This is a genomic window from Sphingobacterium sp. BIGb0116 (genome assembly GCF_024808035.1).
Classification (GTDB): Bacteria; Bacteroidota; Bacteroidia; order Sphingobacteriales; family Sphingobacteriaceae; genus Sphingobacterium; species Sphingobacterium paramultivorum.
The window spans coordinates 481094-497726 of sequence record NZ_JANUDT010000001.1; the positions used below are offsets into that span (position 1 = coordinate 481094).

The following is a 16633-nucleotide window of genomic DNA, read 5'->3' on the forward strand; positions in this document are numbered from 1 at the left end:
AATTTCCCGTAGTAGAATTGATGTTAAAATAATGAAATTATTTAATTTTTTCACGCTGACAATCATAAATTCATTTTTATTTTAAAAAGAAAAATGAATTAAAATTGCAAAGGATCAGGCAGGACAAATTGATAATCAAGTTCCTCTAAAAGTAATCTTCCGCTAACTATTTTTTGAGTCGCATCCGCAGCTTCGAACGCAAGAGGCAAAGCATAACCATATTTTTTTGCCGAAGCTAGAATAACATCCTTTTTCTTAGGATGTAAGGGAGCAACAACATTGTATACAGTATACTTAAGCGCATTGCAAGATGCTACCTCTAACAGTCTGATCACATCATCGATATGAACAAAATTGGCGGGCTGTTCACCCGTCGTACAGATACGTTCGGCAAAATATTTGGCAAAAACACGATTTTTACCAAACAAACCTCCTAATCGATAAATTATAGTATCAGCCAATCCCAACATACTTGCTTCAGCAAGCAAGAGTTTTGATGAAAGTTCGGTTATATCTGCATAGGATTCATCAAATACGCCATCTTTTTCCGGATAAATTCCAATAGAGCTCAGGAAGACTTGTTTCTTCCATGTCATATGCGCATAAAATGATTTGATATTCGAAAATCTGTTTTCAAGGATCGCTACACTATTTTTCTGACTTGCCGGTATACTGTTTAACACGAAGTCAAATTGAGTAGGTAAAACTACCTGTGCTGGAAAATTTTCACAATCAAAGTCTAAAATAAACGAAAAAATACCATCGGCTTTAAGCCGATGGTATTTTTCAGATGTTGTCGTACTGGCCCAAACCTCATGGCCTTGATGCTTCATATGTATCGCAAAAGATTCTGCGAGCCAACCGCATCCCAAAATGAGTATCCTCATATTACGACAACACTATTAATAAGCTTTTGCAAACAGTACACGCCGACTTGAAGGTTTCCCTGTAAAGATACAGATACCTTCCTCTTCCTTCGCATCCAAAGGAATACAACGAATTGTTGCCTTAGTTTCTTCTTTTACACGTTTTTCCGTTTCTGTTGTTCCATCCCAATGACAAGAGATAAAACCACCCTTACCTTCCAGTACTTCTTTAAACTCATCATAAGAATTCACCTCAGTAAAATGAGATGTCCTGAAATTTAATGCTTTTTGGTATATATTTTCTTGTATTGTATCTAGCAATTGTACAATATTACCAGCCAAGCCTTCCTGAGCAACCGTTTCTTTCGTTTGAGTATCACGACGCGCTAATTCTACCGTACCATTTTGCATATCTCTCGCTCCAACAGCTACACGTACAGGAACACCCTTTAACTCCCATTCTGCAAATTTAAAGCCTGGACGTTGTGTGTCCCGATCGTCGTATTTTACAGATATATCGTTCACCCGCAATTCATTTGTTAACTGATTCACAAATGCATCGATTTGCGCCTTTTCTTCTTCAGTCTTAAAAATCGGAACGATGACAACTTGAATTGGTGCTAATTTTGGAGGCAATACCAATCCTTGATCATCTGAGTGAGCCATAATCAATGCGCCCATCAAACGTGTAGAAACACCCCAAGAAGTAGCCCAAACATGCTCCAATTTACCTTCTTTAGAAGTAAATTTCACATCAAACGCCTTTGCAAAGTTTTGGCCAAGAAAATGAGAGGTTCCTGCTTGTAATGCTTTTCCATCCTGCATCAATGCTTCAATACAATACGTATCCAAGGCACCCGCAAAACGCTCGTTTTCTGTTTTTCTACCACGTACAACAGGCACAGCTAAAATATTTTCAGCAAATTCAGCATACACATCAAGCATACGTTCTGTTTCTTCAATAGCCTCTTCTCTTGTCGCATGGGCCGTGTGCCCCTCTTGCCACAAAAACTCTGCTGTGCGCAAGAAAAGACGTGTACGCATTTCCCATCTTACAACGTTCGCCCATTGATTGACCAAAATTGGGAGGTCACGATAAGATTCAATCCATCCACGATAAGTATTCCATATAATCGTTTCTGAAGTCGGGCGCACGATCAACTCTTCCTCCAATTTCGCGTCTTCATCCACGACGATCTTACCTGTACCATCATTTTTTAATCTATAATGTGTTACCACTGCACACTCCGTAGCAAAACCTTCCACATGTGCCGCCTCTTTAGAAAAAAACGATTTGGGAATGAATAAAGGGAAATAAGCGTTGCTATGACCTGTTTCTTTAAATCTTTTATCTAAGATCGCTTGCATCCTTTCCCAGATAGCGTATCCGTATGGTTTGATCACCATACAGCCTCGTACAGCTGAATTTTCAGCTAGATCAGCTTTAATCACAAGCTCGTTATACCATTGTGAATAATCTTCAGCACGACTTGTTATTCCTTTACTCATATGAAATTGATAAATTATTGTAACATTATTACGTTAAATCTCGTCTGTAATTCTAATACGAAAAGCGTTCAATAAAAAATATTTGTATTTTTGATTACTTCGATTAAACCCCCTTGAGAAATTTGCGTCTAAGATAGTAAATAAGGCTGTATAATCGAAAATAAGGATTTAGGATATTATGAAAAAAAATAGATTATTTATCGGAGCACTTGCCATAACAGGAGCGTTCATGCTTGGTTCCTGCGGCACAAGTAGGCAAATCTATGGCGACGATGTCTATGGCAACAATGGGCAAGCTAGACAAAAGGTTTATCAAAGCCCAGATTACTATTACACAGATGCAGATCAGGCCCAACCAAACGGGCAAGCGCAAGGCGGTTACTATGATGACGAATATTCTGATCAGGATTACAACAATGATTCCTATGAAGATCTTGAATATGCCAATCGTATCAACCGTTTCTATTACGCTAGTCCGGGCATGACGTATTTCGACCCATTTTTTGATCCATGGTATGGTTATGGTTTCGGCGGTTGGTACGGATACGGCCCATCGTTCGGAATGGGATGGGGATGGAACTCTGGATGGGGTTCATCTTGGTCTATCGGCCTCGGATGGGGTTGGGGATCTAGCTGGGGCTGGGGATCTCCTTGGTATGGCGGTTACAGACCTTGGGGTGGCTGGTATGGCGGCGGCTACTGGGGATCTGGTTGGTACGGAAACGGTTACTGGGGTGGTGGTTCCTGGGGTAACTCAAGACCACGGTATGCATCAAGTAGATCTGTATACAGAGATAACTATAACACGCGCAGTTCATCATCAAGAACCCGAACTTCAGGTGGATATGACCGCAATAGCGTTGCTCGAAATTCTGGAGGATACGATCGTACTGGCGTAGCACGCGATTCTAGAGGACGTATTACATCTGTTTCAAATAGGTCAAGAACTTCTGACGGTTCCGTGACACGTGGTTCTTCTTATGACAGGTCAAACGGTAGAACAAGAACATCTGATGGTGTATCGAATAGAGCTTACTCAGATGGTACTCGTTCAAGAACCTCAGATAGAGTCAATGGTTCCTATCCAAACAACACACGTAGCACCTCTAGCGGATATTATAATAATGATTCGAGAACACGAAATAGTTCAGGTGAGGTATCTCGTCCGATGAGCCGTTCGATGGAAACACGCTCCAGCAACCCAAGCTCAACGTCAAGACCATCGTATACTCCGCCAACAAGAAGCTATGATAGTGGTTCATCATCCCGCTCTTCTAGTGGTGGTTTTTCTGGAGGAGGTAGTTCTAGATCTTCGGGAGGAGGTTTCTCCGGAGGCGGAAGCTCAAGATCAAGTGGAGGACGTACTCGATAGTTAAAAGCATTTTGAATAGTAGCATACAATTTCTTGTATGCTACTAATTTATTATTGACGACATTTTAGCATATGACAATCAAAAAATTACTTTTTGGAACTGCATTCGTTTTAGGTGCAGCAGGGACTACTCAAGCGCAATATACGAAAGATGTACTTTTATTCTCCCAAGGGGACAATGGCGGAACAGCTCGTTTTAAAGCCATGGGAAATGCATCTACCGCATTAGGTGGAGATATAAGTTCGATTACGGGTAACCCCGCGGGTTTGGGCTACTTCAATCAATCTGACGTATCATTAACAGCCAGATACCTTAACAACAAAAATAAAACAGACTATTTTGGTCAAAATTCAAACAGCAGCAAGAATAATTTCAACTTAGACAACGCTGGAATTGTTTTTCACCTCCCAACTTACCGCAATGGAGGTAACCTCGATAGAGGTTGGTTAAATTTCAATGTCGGTATTGCTTACAACCGCAATTATGTCTATAACAACCTGCTAGAGTATCGAGGAGTAAATAATACGAGTTCGATATCAGATGCTTATTCCGACCGCCTTTCAGATGTCGGAGGAACACAAGGTTGGGGCCAGGAAGTTTATAACAACTCTTTATTATTCGATGTAGACCCCAAAAACGCGGGTGCATATATCCCCATTACAGTTGGCGGAACTTTCGATGGAAAAAATGGTTTTAATCAAGTGAATTCCATCTTAGAAAAAGGAAGCAAATCCGAATCTGTCTTGTCATTTGGAGCCAATTATAGCAATAAACTTTATTTAGGAGCCTCTTTGGGTTTCACCGCATTTAGCTACGACAATTCCAGCTGGTTTACAGAATATGGTCAAACAATGACGGCCGACCAATTAAAAGCCATTAACAAAGATTCAGAATTTTTAAAACCAACCAATGCCCAAAAGTATGCCATGTTGGATAAAGATTATGAATTATATGATGATTATGCGCAAGCCACTGATGGTACCGGTGTCGACTTTAAACTTGGGGTAATCTATAAATTTACGCCAACGTTTAGCATGGGATTCACCGCTAAGTCGCCTACATTTATGAGCATCCGGGATGAATCATATAGTAATTCTGAGTTCCGTTACTTCAGACCAAATGAAGACAAATCATTTAAAGAGTATAGAACCAGTGATGACGCAGGGCACAGTTACTTGGAATATAACATGAATACACCCTATAAATTATCTCTTGGGGCGAGCCAATTATTTTCAAGAGGATTAATAACCGCTGATGTCGAATGGGTAGACTATGCCGCTATGCGTTTTAAAGATGTGGGAAATTACAGTAAAACTTTAGAAAAGAACATGAATCAAAACATCAAAGATACTTACCAAGGTGCATTTAATGCGCGAATTGGTGGTGAAGTGATGTTTGATAATGTATTTAGCGGAAGAGCTGGTTTCAACTACAGTGGCAACCCCTATAAAAATGCAGACTATACGAATTATACGGCATCTTTAGGTATCGGCGCTAAACTTGGCCGTGGCATGTATGTTGATTTGACTGGTGCGTATAATGCAGTCAACTACAAAGAAAGCCCATATTTGATTAATGAGAACTACTGGAATAATGCTAGTCCAGTAGCAGATATAAAAAATCAACGGACTAATGTTGTACTAACTATTGGTTCAAAATTTTAAACTATATTTTTTTCAAAAAAAGTCAGCTATGTCTGGACTTTTTTTTTGAGAAAAAACAGCAGAGAACAAACATAAAACACGATAAAATTAGTTTAAGCGTGATTATACTTGTATATAAAGGTAACTTTATCTAAGTTTGTCCCCTTGGATTGAAAATTACATGGCAAATCACACAATTTCAAAAGCATTCAATTTCATTTTTACATACCCCATTTGGCGGATAGAAATCGATGCGGAGAATAAATTGATCGCTGTGGAGACCAGAAACCCAGACGATACCCTGCCCTATTTTAATGTAATCACTTTTGAAGGAACTTACGTATTAAAAGACTTCAAAGCAATAGCCAAAGAGTGGGTCCTAGCTGGAATTCAATGCAAAAAATTAATACTTAAGAAGATTGCCAATAACACACCTATCGACGCAGGCATACAGGTAGTCGATTGTTACAACACAAAAATACAGGAAACCTGGTTCAACTACATATTCATCGGTATGGTTGACCAAGGTGTGCTTATTAGACCAAAAGTAATAGCAGAAGGCTTCCAATTATTTTTGAACCTCCAATCGATGTCGATTGAAAGTAAAAATGAAACTCCCTTTAAACCTTATACCAGCGAGCTCGTCTATCCTATTATCTACAATGGTGACATCCCCATTTTTTTGAAGGACTTCCCAATTGATGGTGAAATCTGGATAAATACGGTGAATGACTACTTTATTTGGGCTTTCTATGAAAAAGACAGAAACAATCGTTATCAAATCAGGCTAGTGCAATCCACTAGAGAAACATTGACAGAGTCTATTATTGCAGTTTCCGAGCTGGAACTAAAGCTCTTCAACATTTATTTTCTTATTCACGAACAAATATTCCTTTTGACAGATAATAAACGGGAGTTTGTTTCGTATTTAGTATAATTGCAAAATATATGAAAGTTTTATTCGAATTAAAAACATATAAAAAGATAGCTATTCTATCCATCGCGATATTAGCTATTCAACAAGTTGAAGCAAAGAATTCAACTTCTTTACGTACTGATTTTATCCCTGATTCAGTAGGAACTGAAGCTATCAATGGTGAAGAATACGTTCTGTTCAAAATTGAAAAAGGAGACAATTATTACCAGTTAAGTAAAAAGTATAAAACAACGGTAGGCCAGTTGACCCAAATAAATGGTAATGGAACATTAAACCTTGGCCAAATTGTTAAGATTCCAACCGGTCGGAAAGCGAAATCAACAGTAAGCAACGACCGTGGAAATACGGCAGTGCAAAACCCGCGTAATCCACAACAAGAAGGTTTTACGGAATATATCGTTGGTGAGAAAGAGACCCTTTATGCCATATCTAAAAGATTCAGTATTTCTGTTGAAGATATTAAAAAAGCGAACAATTTAAAAAATAACGTTATTGGCGGAGGAATGAAGCTCATGATCCCCAATCAGCCCCTACCTCCTGAACGGCCAAAATTAGTTGAACCTAAAGGAATCGAAATTGTAACGCCTGATTCTACAGACGATGACGATAAAGAAGAAAATCAAATTTCAACAAACCGCTACGGAATACGCGAGAAGTCCGAACGTGGTATTGGCGTGTGGATTGATGGACTTTCATCTCAAGGGACCAGCAACCTTGCTCTTCATAAGAGCGCTCCAGTAGGTACTATTCTAAAAATCACCAACCCTATGACGAAAAGTGTTACTTACGCAAAAGTAGTCGGTAAATTTAATGATAATGCCGAAAACCAAAATGCAATTGTCGTGTTGTCAAAGTCTGCCGCCGCAAGCATAGGCGCACTTGATAAACGCTTCCAAGTTGAAATTGCGTATGGATTACCTCTAGAAAATTAACAGAATAAAATAGCTTTTATAGCATAGTAAGAATGAATAACAAACCGTATGTCATAGGAATTGCCGGAAGTAGTGGCTCTGGAAAGACTTTTTTTTTAAATAGTTTTTTAAAACATTTTAAGCCTAATGAGGTGACCTTAATTTCCCAAGATGATTATTACATCCCTGCCAATACTAAAACCCAGGAGGAAAATAGGCTCTATAACTTCGATATTCCGACATCAATCGACAGAGATGCTTTTTATAAAGATATCAAGGCACTCTTTAACGGTGAGACAATATATAAAGAAGAGTATACATTTAACAACCCTTCATTAACACCCAAAATACTAGAGATTAAACCGGCACCAATTTTAATTATTGAGGGCCTATTCATTTTCTATTATACGGAAATTAATAATTTAATCAATCATAAGATATTTTTAAGCGCTGATCAGGATATCGCATTAAGAAGACGTCTACACCGCGATCTGGTTGAACGGGGCTACTTTGAAGATGATGTCATGTACAAATGGATAAACCATGTACTACCATCCTACAACGAGTACTTACTTCCTTATCAGGATACTTGCGATCAGGTCATATTTAACAATACCGATGAACCAGAACCAATCTGGGATATCACCAACCAAATTTCTGAAGAGCTAAAATTAAAGCTCAATTTGGTATAAAATTAAAACAATGTAGAAAGGAGAATCTCGTAAACAGATTCTCCTTTCTATTTAAAGTACTTGATTTATTGGTATCAAGATTTTAAATACCTATCTTTGCGCCACGAAACAAATCCATCATAATGAACCATCCTGTAAAGATTAAAAATGCATTGGTTTCAGTCTATTATAAAGACGGCCTTGCTCCTTTAGTTGAATTATTAAACAAATACGGTGTTACCTTCTATTCCACTGGTGGAACAGAAACATTTATCAAAGATTTAGGTATAGATGTTGTTCCAGTTGAAGACCTCACCAGCTACCCTTCTATTTTAGGAGGCCGTGTAAAAACATTGCATCCAAAAGTATTTGGCGGTATTTTGGCACGCCGCCCGCTTGAGTCGGATCAACAACAGCTTGCTCAGTATGAAATACCTGAGATCGATTTGGTTATTGTGGATTTGTACCCTTTTGAAGAAACTGTTGCTTCCGGTGCATCCGAACAAGATATTATCGAGAAAATAGATATCGGTGGAATTTCACTGATACGCGCTGCCGCTAAAAACTTTAACGATGTCGTTATTATCTCTTCCAAAAATGATTACAAAGAATTAGAAGAAATACTAGCAAACCAAGAAGGTAATACTTCACTGGAACAACGTAAAGAATTTGCTAAACGTGCATTCAATACATCCTCGCATTACGATACTGCAATCTTCAACTATTTCAATCAAGAAAATCCGCTTCAGGTTTTTAAACAATCTGAGCAAAAAGCACAGGTGTTGCGCTATGGTGAAAACCCACACCAAAAAGGCATTTTCTTCGGCGATTTAGATAAGATGTTTGATAAATTAAACGGTAAAGAGTTATCTTACAACAATTTGGTTGACGTTGATGCTGCCGTTGCTTTGATTGATGAGTTCACAGAACCTACATTCGCGATCTTAAAACACACAAATGCTTGTGGAGTTGCCTCCCGTTCAACAATCAAACAAGCTTGGTTAGATGCTTTAGCATGTGATCCTGTTTCAGCTTTCGGTGGAGTCTTAATAACGAATGGTCAAGTTGATGCTGCAACAGCTGAAGAGATCAATAAATTATTCTTCGAGGTGTTGATTGCACCTTCTTATTCTGAAGAAGCGATCGCTATACTTACCGCAAAGAAAAACAGAATTATTTTGGTTCGTAAAGAGGTTACATTGCCAGAACAACAGTTCAAAACTTTATTGAACGGCGTCATTCTTCAAGATAAAGACAATACGATTGAAGGACCTGAACAAATGGTTACGGTAACACAAGTACAGCCTACTGCAGAACAACTGGAGGATCTTTATTTTGCGAACAAAATTGTAAAACACACCAAGTCAAATACAATCGTATTTGCTAAAAATGGTACTTTGTTAGCTTCAGGCGTAGGCCAAACTTCTCGTGTAGATGCATTGAAACAAGCTATTGAGAAGGCAATTTCTTTCGGTTTTGACCTTAAAGGCTGTGCAATGGCATCGGATGCCTTCTTCCCTTTCCCTGATTGTGTGGAAATTGCTTCAGAAGCTGGTATCGCAGCGGTATTGCAACCTGGTGGTTCAATCAAAGACCAATTATCAATTGACATGGCCAATGAAAAAGGAATCTCCATGGTAACAACAGGTGTTAGACACTTTAAGCACTAGTTGAACTTCAATAATAAATAAAAAAGCTACTTTAGAAAAGTAGCTTTTTTATTTATCTCGCTTCTACAGGAAACTTCGAACGCTTATACTGTTCCATCTCAACGCTGAGTTTGCGAATCGCATAACCAACAATGGCCACATCATCTATCCACCCGCCCACGAGAATAAAATCAGGAATCGCATCAATCGGCGAAACCACATAAAGTATCGTTCCAATAATAATCGATAAATTCCATTTATCCATTTTATACTTCCCCGTAATTGTGTCCTTACACATCGCAATTAATACGTTGAAGTCGTCCATATAGCCCCCTAGATTCCTCGCTTTTGCCTCCGCCTGTACAAATTCAGATTCCGTAATTTGACGATGCCTAAACTGCTCAAACATTCCTTTCGCAATTCTTTTGATTCTATTGTTCATACCTCAAAATTAGGATTACTAGTTTAACAATCCAAATCCTCGCCCTAAACCAAACTCGAATCAAAATCGGATTACCTTTCGAACATAACGAAATCCTTCCCTTCAAACTGACTAAATTTTACCTAGAAACCATATTCATCTGTTACCGATCCCAAAGCCACCATCTTTAAAAACTGATTTACAAAGGCCATCTGAATAAAAAACGAGGTCTGAATATGGATTTTTATTATTTTTACAAATCGCTGTAGCAAAGTGTCAGTCATCTCCGTATAATAGACAACACAAGCGCAATGTGAGTCACAAAAACAGATTTTAATATTACACGGATATGAAAAACTATAGATTATTTAATTTTATTGCTATTGCTTTAGCGGCCCTCTTTCTAACAAGCTGTCTAAAAGATAACGATGACCAGCCAATTCCTGCTGCGTTGCTTACCATGGTCAATGGATACACGGATGCGAATGCAGTTATATATTTCGCAGACGGAGGCTCGCTTCAAAACCCCAATTATCCATTGGGATTCAAAAGTTATGCTCAAATTGGCTTATTTACAGGAGCACGTAGAATTACAGTTTCCGCTGAATATAACACTAAATTAACGGATACAACTGTAACAATCAAAGACAGCACCATATATACATCCTTTTTATTTGGAACTAAATCCAAACCCGTACAGGTGATCACCACAGATCGAATCAATAAAGACATCAAAAATACAGAGTCTGGTTTACGCTTCTTTAATCTTGCTGAAGGTACAGATTTAGTTAGCTTAAAAATAGGCGATCAGGCTTCGCCTTCAGAATGGACAAATAGAGCACAAGAAACACAGAATTCGGCAAGTGCCCATCAGGGATTTATCGCTCAAAAGAGCGGCACATTCACCGTCACAGCTCGTGATAAAGCCGGAAAAACAATCGCAACACGCAGCGACATTAAATTGGTTGAAGGCTATTATTATTCATTAATACTCATAGGCAAGGCTAATGATGAAAAGAAACCATTATATATTGGTTTAGTAGCACAAGCCGCAAATTAAAATACCCATATCTATATACTTTATAACAACGGCCGTCATGTAAACATGATGGCCGTTGTTTTTCATTTTATATTATACTGTAGATCTTAATGATTCTCTTTAGCTGCTACTTTAGTAATCACATAAATATCCTCATTATCTTTTTTCATCTTATACTTCTCACGAGCAATACGTTGTACTTCCTGCGGATTTGATCGAATATCGTTAATTGTTTTAATGATGGCGGCATTTTCCTTCAGGTAGAAGGAGCGTTCACTTTCCAAATTTGCTTTCTGTTTTTGATAACTATACTGCGTAGCAAAGTCATTTCGATCAAAAAACAACATCCACACGAGAAAAGCCAAAGCGGCTAACAAATACTTATTTCTTATTAAAGACCACAATCGTTGCATAAGACAAAAATACTATTTAGCTTTTATACTTAGGATATTTTCTTCAAAAGTTGAACATCTTTAATTAAAGATATGGAATAATATATTCAAAGTCATCATATACCTAGAATAATCTTATCTTTAACAGTTCAAAAACGATCATTTCAATGAAATATCCATCGTTAAGACTAAACGCAGTTTTAACGATAAAAAGATATTCCATGTGATCATTAAAGAATAAATCGTTGACATATGAAATACTATCTTATTGCAGGTGAAACTTCAGGGGACTTACATGGTGCCAATCTTATTAAAGCATTAAAAATTGAAGACCCCAATGCGACTTTCCAAATAGTCGGGGGGAATCTAATGCAAGCAGAGGCCAAAAAAAAAGCGTTGATACATACCTCAGAAATGGCTTTTATGGGCTTTATAGAAGTTTTAAAAAATCTGCCAAAGATATCTAGAAATCTCAAACTTGTTAAAAATGATCTATTAAAAGAAAAACCGGACACCGTCATTCTAATAGATTTCCCGGGCTTCAATTTGAAAATTGCTGATTTTGCAAAAAAACATGGAATCAAAACATGCTACTATATTTCCCCTAAAGTGTGGGCCTGGAATCAAGATCGCGTAAAGAAAATCAAACGGATTGTTGATCATATGTTTTGTATTTTGCCTTTTGAGGTAGATTTTTATAAGAAGTGGCGCATGCCCGTTGATTACGTTGGAAACCCGCTGTTAGATGCGATTTCAACCTATAATTTCAATCCCCAATTTAGAGCACAAAATGGACTTTCAGAAAAACCCCTGATCGCCCTTTTACCAGGAAGCCGGGAAATGGAAATTTCCAAGCTTCTTCCTATCATGGCCGAACTTCCCTTTTTCTTTCCTGTTCATCAATTTGTCATTGCCGGTGCTCCTAATTTTGATGAAGCCTACTACAAGCAGTTTTTTAAAGGTATTGATATTCCCGTGATCTTCGATCAAACCTACGATATTCTCCATAACGCAGAAGCCGCAGTCGTTACAAGTGGGACGGCTACTCTTGAAACAGGTATTCTGAAAGTACCTCAAGTTGTCGTTTATAAAGCTAACCCAATATCTGTATGGATAGCCAAATTAGTCATCAAGGTTAAATTTATCTCTCTAGTGAATCTAATTAATAATTTCTTATCAGTAAGGGAATTGATTCAAGACGACTGCACGGCATACGATATTTCATATGAAGTAGGTGAACTTATCAATAACAAAGCTCATCGCGCAAGTGTGATGGAAAACTACGATATTTTGGCCGAAAAACTAGGTTCTCCTGGCGCATCAGAGAAAACTGCCAAATTAATTGTAAAATATCTCGCTAAAATTTAAACTCTTTTACCTTTTATTTGTCAAACTACTAGTTAGTTACAATTAATTAAAAGTTTTATGAAATTTAAATTTATTCTAGGCTTTTTTCTTTGCTTTGCAATGTCCTTCACTGGGAAAGCACAAGAAACACAACATATTTCTAAACTGGAAATTGGCAAAAAGGCAAAAAAAAATATCGATAATAGAGACTCAACTGTCGTCATGCACATCGATACTTTAATCATGAAAGACAATGCTACCCTTTCGTTCTATGGCAAGAAAAATGTTAAGCTAACGATTGGTTATGCTGAAATTGGAAATAAAGCAACCATCTATGGAACCGATGGGAAGAATAACGGTGCAAATTTTGACATCAATGCTAATTTTCAAAAATTAGGCTCCCTTTATATCATTGCAAAGGGAGATGATGCTTTTAATGGCACTAAAACTTTTCCCAATGGGAACGGAGGAAAAATTAAAGTCACTTTAACAGATGGCAGTCTCAAACCGCAAACAACAAACAAAAAGGCTGCGAACTATATCTATGGAGACGTAGCTGCAGGTGGGCGGGCTGTCAATGCAAACACAGACTTGAGAAACATCTATGATCGGATTAAAACTGCTCCCACCGGATTGAGAGGGTTGCCTCAAGGACAAATTTATTCTGGCAGTGCCGGCACTGAGGGTACATTTGAACTAATTTCAACACAATAACGAAATCCTTAACCCATAAAAAAGGCGTATTAGAGAATAATACGCCTTTTTTATGGGTTCATTATTATCTACACCCTTTTCTTTTAAGCTCATAGGCCAATACCAACCGCGTCATACGGTCGTACCGTGCTATTCCTTCCTGTTGATTGTTATGTTTCAGGTATTGATTATAAAACAATCCCATCACATCGTCGACCCAACCCGTGTATTGACTCCAAAAATACCTTTCTTTTTCCACGTCTTTCAATACTTTCGCGCTTAATCTTCCCTTGTAATCCTTTCCTAAATCAGGATACATACCCTGCAGTTCACGTAACATATAAAGCGTGGTCTGTAGATAAGCCGAGTATCGGTAAAAGGACTGTGGATGTTGCTGTAAGCGAACAAAAGCTATAAAATTCGCCTCGTCTTCAAAACCAATTCCCTGTTGATGCGCAAGTTCATGCACTGTTGTAAAAGGTAAAAAGGTTACTGGCATTGCTTTATTAACCTGTGCTTCATGAGTAAATGGATTAAAATAGCCCGAGACACCAAAAAAAGAGACTATCCTGCTATTTATTGGTGATTTTGCCCTAATTTGACCCCTTGACAAGAAATCAGCAAAAGCCGTATCCAGTTGTACCCATGTACTCAAATCCGTTTGAATAGTTTCTTTATGCTCTTCCCATTGGGATGGATCCACTTGTTCCCTTAAATTATTTGTACTGTCCAGAAACCCATTCAAAACCACGAGATAATCGGCTAACTTTAAGCTATCAACTTGCAAATTGGCATTGGTACTGATTGGTTCACGATAATAATTCAGGCCCCAAGATAGGTAAAAGAAAAAATAGAGACCCAATAACAAGTTTATGATAAATAGAACCGGACGAAAGGAATTTTTCCATCTTCCTTTCCATAAATTTCCGATGAATTTAGCAATTGAATAAAGTAGCAATCCAACTACTATAGTATAAAATAGATCACCTAAACTAAAAGGAACATAACCAAAAATAAATCTTGGTACATGGCTATAGGAGCGGTAAAAGCCGCGTGCATAAAAGTCCTCAATCCATTGGCTATGTTTCTCAATCAGGGAGAAAATAAAAATTCCAATCAGAAGTAACAGCAGCGTGAAAACAGCTATTTTATCGCGCTTTTCCATTCAAATAAGATATAAAACGATTAACTTTCGTTCTCAAAATAGACCTTGTAATAATTCATGCCTTTATCCTCATCGTAACCCTTCTCAAGATATTCACGTTTACCATGAACATAGATATGAAAATTCTTATCTAGCTTTAAAACAGACTTATAAGAAGATTCCATTTTTTTCACCGCTTTATCTGCTATTTCAAAACTTGCCTGAAATGGAGAGTCAAATTCATCTTCAAAACCAGCTTTAAAGTCCTGAAATAAAGCAATCGCCTGCGGGTTGCCCAATACTTCCTCCTCAAACTCTTCCTGGACAAAAGTTTCCTTTTCCTTAAAGTAATTCATGGATTTGTTCATCAGATCAATCTTGTCCGCTTTCTCCAATTCAAATGTTTCGTCTAATTTTTCCTGAACAAAGTTCTTGTACACTTTCAGGTAATTCCCCGTTTGATTGAAATTATCGTTACGCACGCGAAGCTGCAGAAACTCATCTTTCCAATACACAGCCTCCTGTTGACGGTTTGTCTGATCGAGCACCAGCACCTTATAACCTTCTTCTTCTTCTACATTAACAATAATACAGCCCTTGTCCAGTTTATTGATATTGATCGCCTCCTGCTCATATTCCAACATAAAAGCACCTTGCTCCGGATATACTTTCAGATAAGTCTCTTTATTCTCAGATTTGAAGATACCAATCGCATCATGTTCTTCCCCCTCGATCTGTACATTCTTTAAGGCAACTACATACACCTCTCCAGCCTTAATTTTAGGATGGTTGGATACCTCATAAAGGTGTTTTGAAATTTGTTGGGAAAAATCATGAAATGGAAGCTGCTCCTTAAAATACTGTCTTGCAAAATAGAAAATCTCATTCAGCTCCAACTCTCCATTGGGATGATATAAGCGATATACCTCATTCACCTTTGCAAAAGGACTCATAAAATACTGCATCAGGAGTCCAGGTAACACTTCATCTCCTTCAAGAGATACCGGGGCATCCGACAAAATATAAAATTCATCTTGCGCTTTATTGCCTACACGATGAATAGATAACGCTTCAAAAGTTGCATCTTGGTGAAAAAACATATTTCTTATCTTATAAATTATATATATCTATTGCTATTCTAAAAGTCTGACAATGTGCATTGACAATATCTTTAATTTCAGGAGAATAACCTCCTCCCATACTTACTTGAACAGGGATATTGTGTTTATGGCACATTTTAAAGACCAATTCATCTCTTCGATGACAGGTACTGCTGCTTAAGTTCAATTTACCCAACTTATCTGTTTCCAAAATATCTACCCCAGCCTGGTAGAAAACGAAATCAGGCTCAAATTCCCGAAATACATCAACCAAACTTTCTTCCAATAAAGTGAGGTATTCCATATCCGTAATATGATCTGCTAAGCCAATATCCAAATGGGAACGCTGTTTGACAAAGGGATAGTTTTTCTCACCATGCATTGAAAAGGTAAACACCTGATTATGCCCCTCAAAAATATGGGCGGTACCATTTCCTTGGTGCACATCCAGGTCAATGATGAGGATACGGCTAGCATATTTATACTTCAACAAGTAGCCGGCGGCAGTCGCTTGATCATTCATCAAACAGAAGCCTTCGCCAAAATCATAACCTGCATGATGTGTCCCCCCTGCAATGGTAAAAGCAACACCATATTCAAGTGCATATTTAGCACTTCGGATCGTCCCATCAAGGATATATCGCTCCCGATCAACAAGGCTTTGACTTAATGGAAAACCTATTCTACGAACCATCTTGGAATCCAAAGTAAGCTCAAACAACTGCTTTACATACACTGGATCATGGACCAAACAGCATGTTTCAAAACTCGCGAGCTCAGGACTGAAAAAACTTGACTCGTCTGCCAGACCTTCATGTTTTAACTGTAAAGGAATCAACTCGTACTTCAGCATCGGAAATCGATGCCCCTCTTTGACGGAATGGACAAATTCTTGACGAAAAGCTATCTTAAGCACCTTAAAATCTTCTATTACTCAT

Annotated in this window: 16 protein-coding genes; 9 read left to right on the forward strand and 7 right to left on the reverse strand. The window is 38.0% G+C overall.

Features of this window, described 5'->3' with window-relative positions; translation table 11 throughout:
• Positions 1-98: 98 nt before the first annotated feature.
• Both M2419_RS02255 and proS read right to left on the reverse strand, forming a co-directional pair.
• A complete protein-coding gene (locus M2419_RS02255; RefSeq protein WP_182331223.1) occupies positions 99-887 on the reverse strand; it encodes a GDP-L-fucose synthase in 789 nt (262 codons plus the stop codon).
• A 15-nt stretch (positions 888-902) separates the two neighbouring features.
• Entirely contained in the window at positions 903-2375 is a 1473-nt protein-coding gene (gene proS / locus M2419_RS02260; protein WP_153848704.1) for a proline--tRNA ligase, read from the reverse strand.
• Positions 2376-2553: 178 nt separating this feature from the next.
• On the opposite strand from proS, the gene M2419_RS02265 reads away from it, so the two are divergent.
• The 6 genes from M2419_RS02265 (at position 2554) to purH (ending at position 9580) form a co-directional block, all read left to right on the forward strand.
• Positions 2554-3747: a hypothetical protein gene (locus M2419_RS02265; RefSeq protein WP_182331221.1), complete on the forward strand. Its 1194-nt coding sequence runs from the start codon at positions 2554-2556 to the stop codon at positions 3745-3747.
• 72 nt (positions 3748-3819) lie between these two features.
• Complete coding sequence (locus tag M2419_RS02270) at positions 3820-5412, forward strand: hypothetical protein (RefSeq protein WP_182331219.1); 1593 nt, start codon at positions 3820-3822, stop codon at positions 5410-5412.
• 160 nt (positions 5413-5572) lie between these two features.
• Positions 5573-6328: a hypothetical protein gene (locus M2419_RS02275; RefSeq protein WP_182331217.1), complete on the forward strand. Its 756-nt coding sequence runs from the start codon at positions 5573-5575 to the stop codon at positions 6326-6328.
• Positions 6329-6339: 11 nt separating this feature from the next.
• Positions 6340-7260 carry a LysM peptidoglycan-binding domain-containing protein gene (locus M2419_RS02280; RefSeq protein WP_159727622.1) on the forward strand — a complete coding sequence of 307 codons (921 nt, stop codon included), beginning with the start codon at positions 6340-6342 and terminating at the stop codon, positions 7258-7260.
• Positions 7261-7292: 32 nt separating this feature from the next.
• The gene (locus M2419_RS02285; RefSeq protein ID WP_075993390.1) at positions 7293-7931 is read left to right on the forward strand and encodes a uridine kinase; all 639 of its coding nucleotides are present in this window, start codon (positions 7293-7295) and stop codon (positions 7929-7931) included.
• 122 nt (positions 7932-8053) lie between these two features.
• Entirely contained in the window at positions 8054-9580 is a 1527-nt protein-coding gene (purH, locus tag M2419_RS02290) for a bifunctional phosphoribosylaminoimidazolecarboxamide formyltransferase/IMP cyclohydrolase (protein WP_182331214.1), read from the forward strand.
• Between the two features lie 52 nt (positions 9581-9632).
• On the opposite strand, the gene M2419_RS02295 is transcribed toward purH, so the two are convergent.
• On the reverse strand, positions 9633-10001 hold the full coding sequence (locus tag M2419_RS02295) for a YkvA family protein (RefSeq protein WP_182331212.1): 369 nt from the start codon (positions 9999-10001) through the stop codon (positions 9633-9635).
• Between the two features lie 328 nt (positions 10002-10329).
• Between M2419_RS02295 and M2419_RS02300 the strand changes: the two genes are divergently transcribed.
• Positions 10330-11040 (forward strand): DUF4397 domain-containing protein, encoded by a 711-nt coding sequence (locus M2419_RS02300; protein WP_153848711.1) that lies wholly within the window; start codon positions 10330-10332, stop codon positions 11038-11040.
• Between the two features lie 86 nt (positions 11041-11126).
• On the opposite strand, the gene M2419_RS02305 is transcribed toward M2419_RS02300, so the two are convergent.
• Positions 11127-11432 (reverse strand): septum formation initiator family protein, encoded by a 306-nt coding sequence (locus M2419_RS02305; RefSeq protein ID WP_075993394.1) that lies wholly within the window; start codon positions 11430-11432, stop codon positions 11127-11129.
• A gap of 231 nt (positions 11433-11663) precedes the next feature.
• Here M2419_RS02305 and lpxB point away from each other — a divergent pair, with 231 nt between their 5' ends.
• Together lpxB and M2419_RS02315 are read left to right on the forward strand one after the other, a co-directional pair.
• Positions 11664-12779 (forward strand): lipid-A-disaccharide synthase, encoded by a 1116-nt coding sequence (lpxB, locus tag M2419_RS02310; RefSeq protein WP_182331210.1) that lies wholly within the window; start codon positions 11664-11666, stop codon positions 12777-12779.
• Positions 12780-12836: 57 nt separating this feature from the next.
• Positions 12837-13472, forward strand: a complete 636-nt coding sequence (locus tag M2419_RS02315) for a hypothetical protein (protein WP_153848847.1) — start codon at positions 12837-12839, stop codon at positions 13470-13472.
• Between the two features lie 64 nt (positions 13473-13536).
• Here M2419_RS02315 and M2419_RS02320 read toward each other — a convergent pair whose 3' ends face one another.
• From M2419_RS02320 to M2419_RS02330, 3 genes are read right to left on the reverse strand one after another with little or no spacing between them, the layout of a single operon-like run.
• Positions 13537-14616: a DUF3810 domain-containing protein gene (locus M2419_RS02320; protein WP_182331209.1), complete on the reverse strand. Its 1080-nt coding sequence runs from the start codon at positions 14614-14616 to the stop codon at positions 13537-13539.
• A gap of 20 nt (positions 14617-14636) precedes the next feature.
• A complete protein-coding gene (locus M2419_RS02325; RefSeq protein ID WP_153848845.1) occupies positions 14637-15695 on the reverse strand; it encodes a nucleoid-associated protein in 1059 nt (352 codons plus the stop codon).
• Positions 15696-15705: 10 nt separating this feature from the next.
• Positions 15706-16611 (reverse strand): histone deacetylase, encoded by a 906-nt coding sequence (locus M2419_RS02330; protein WP_182331208.1) that lies wholly within the window; start codon positions 16609-16611, stop codon positions 15706-15708.
• Positions 16612-16633 lie beyond the last annotated feature (22 nt).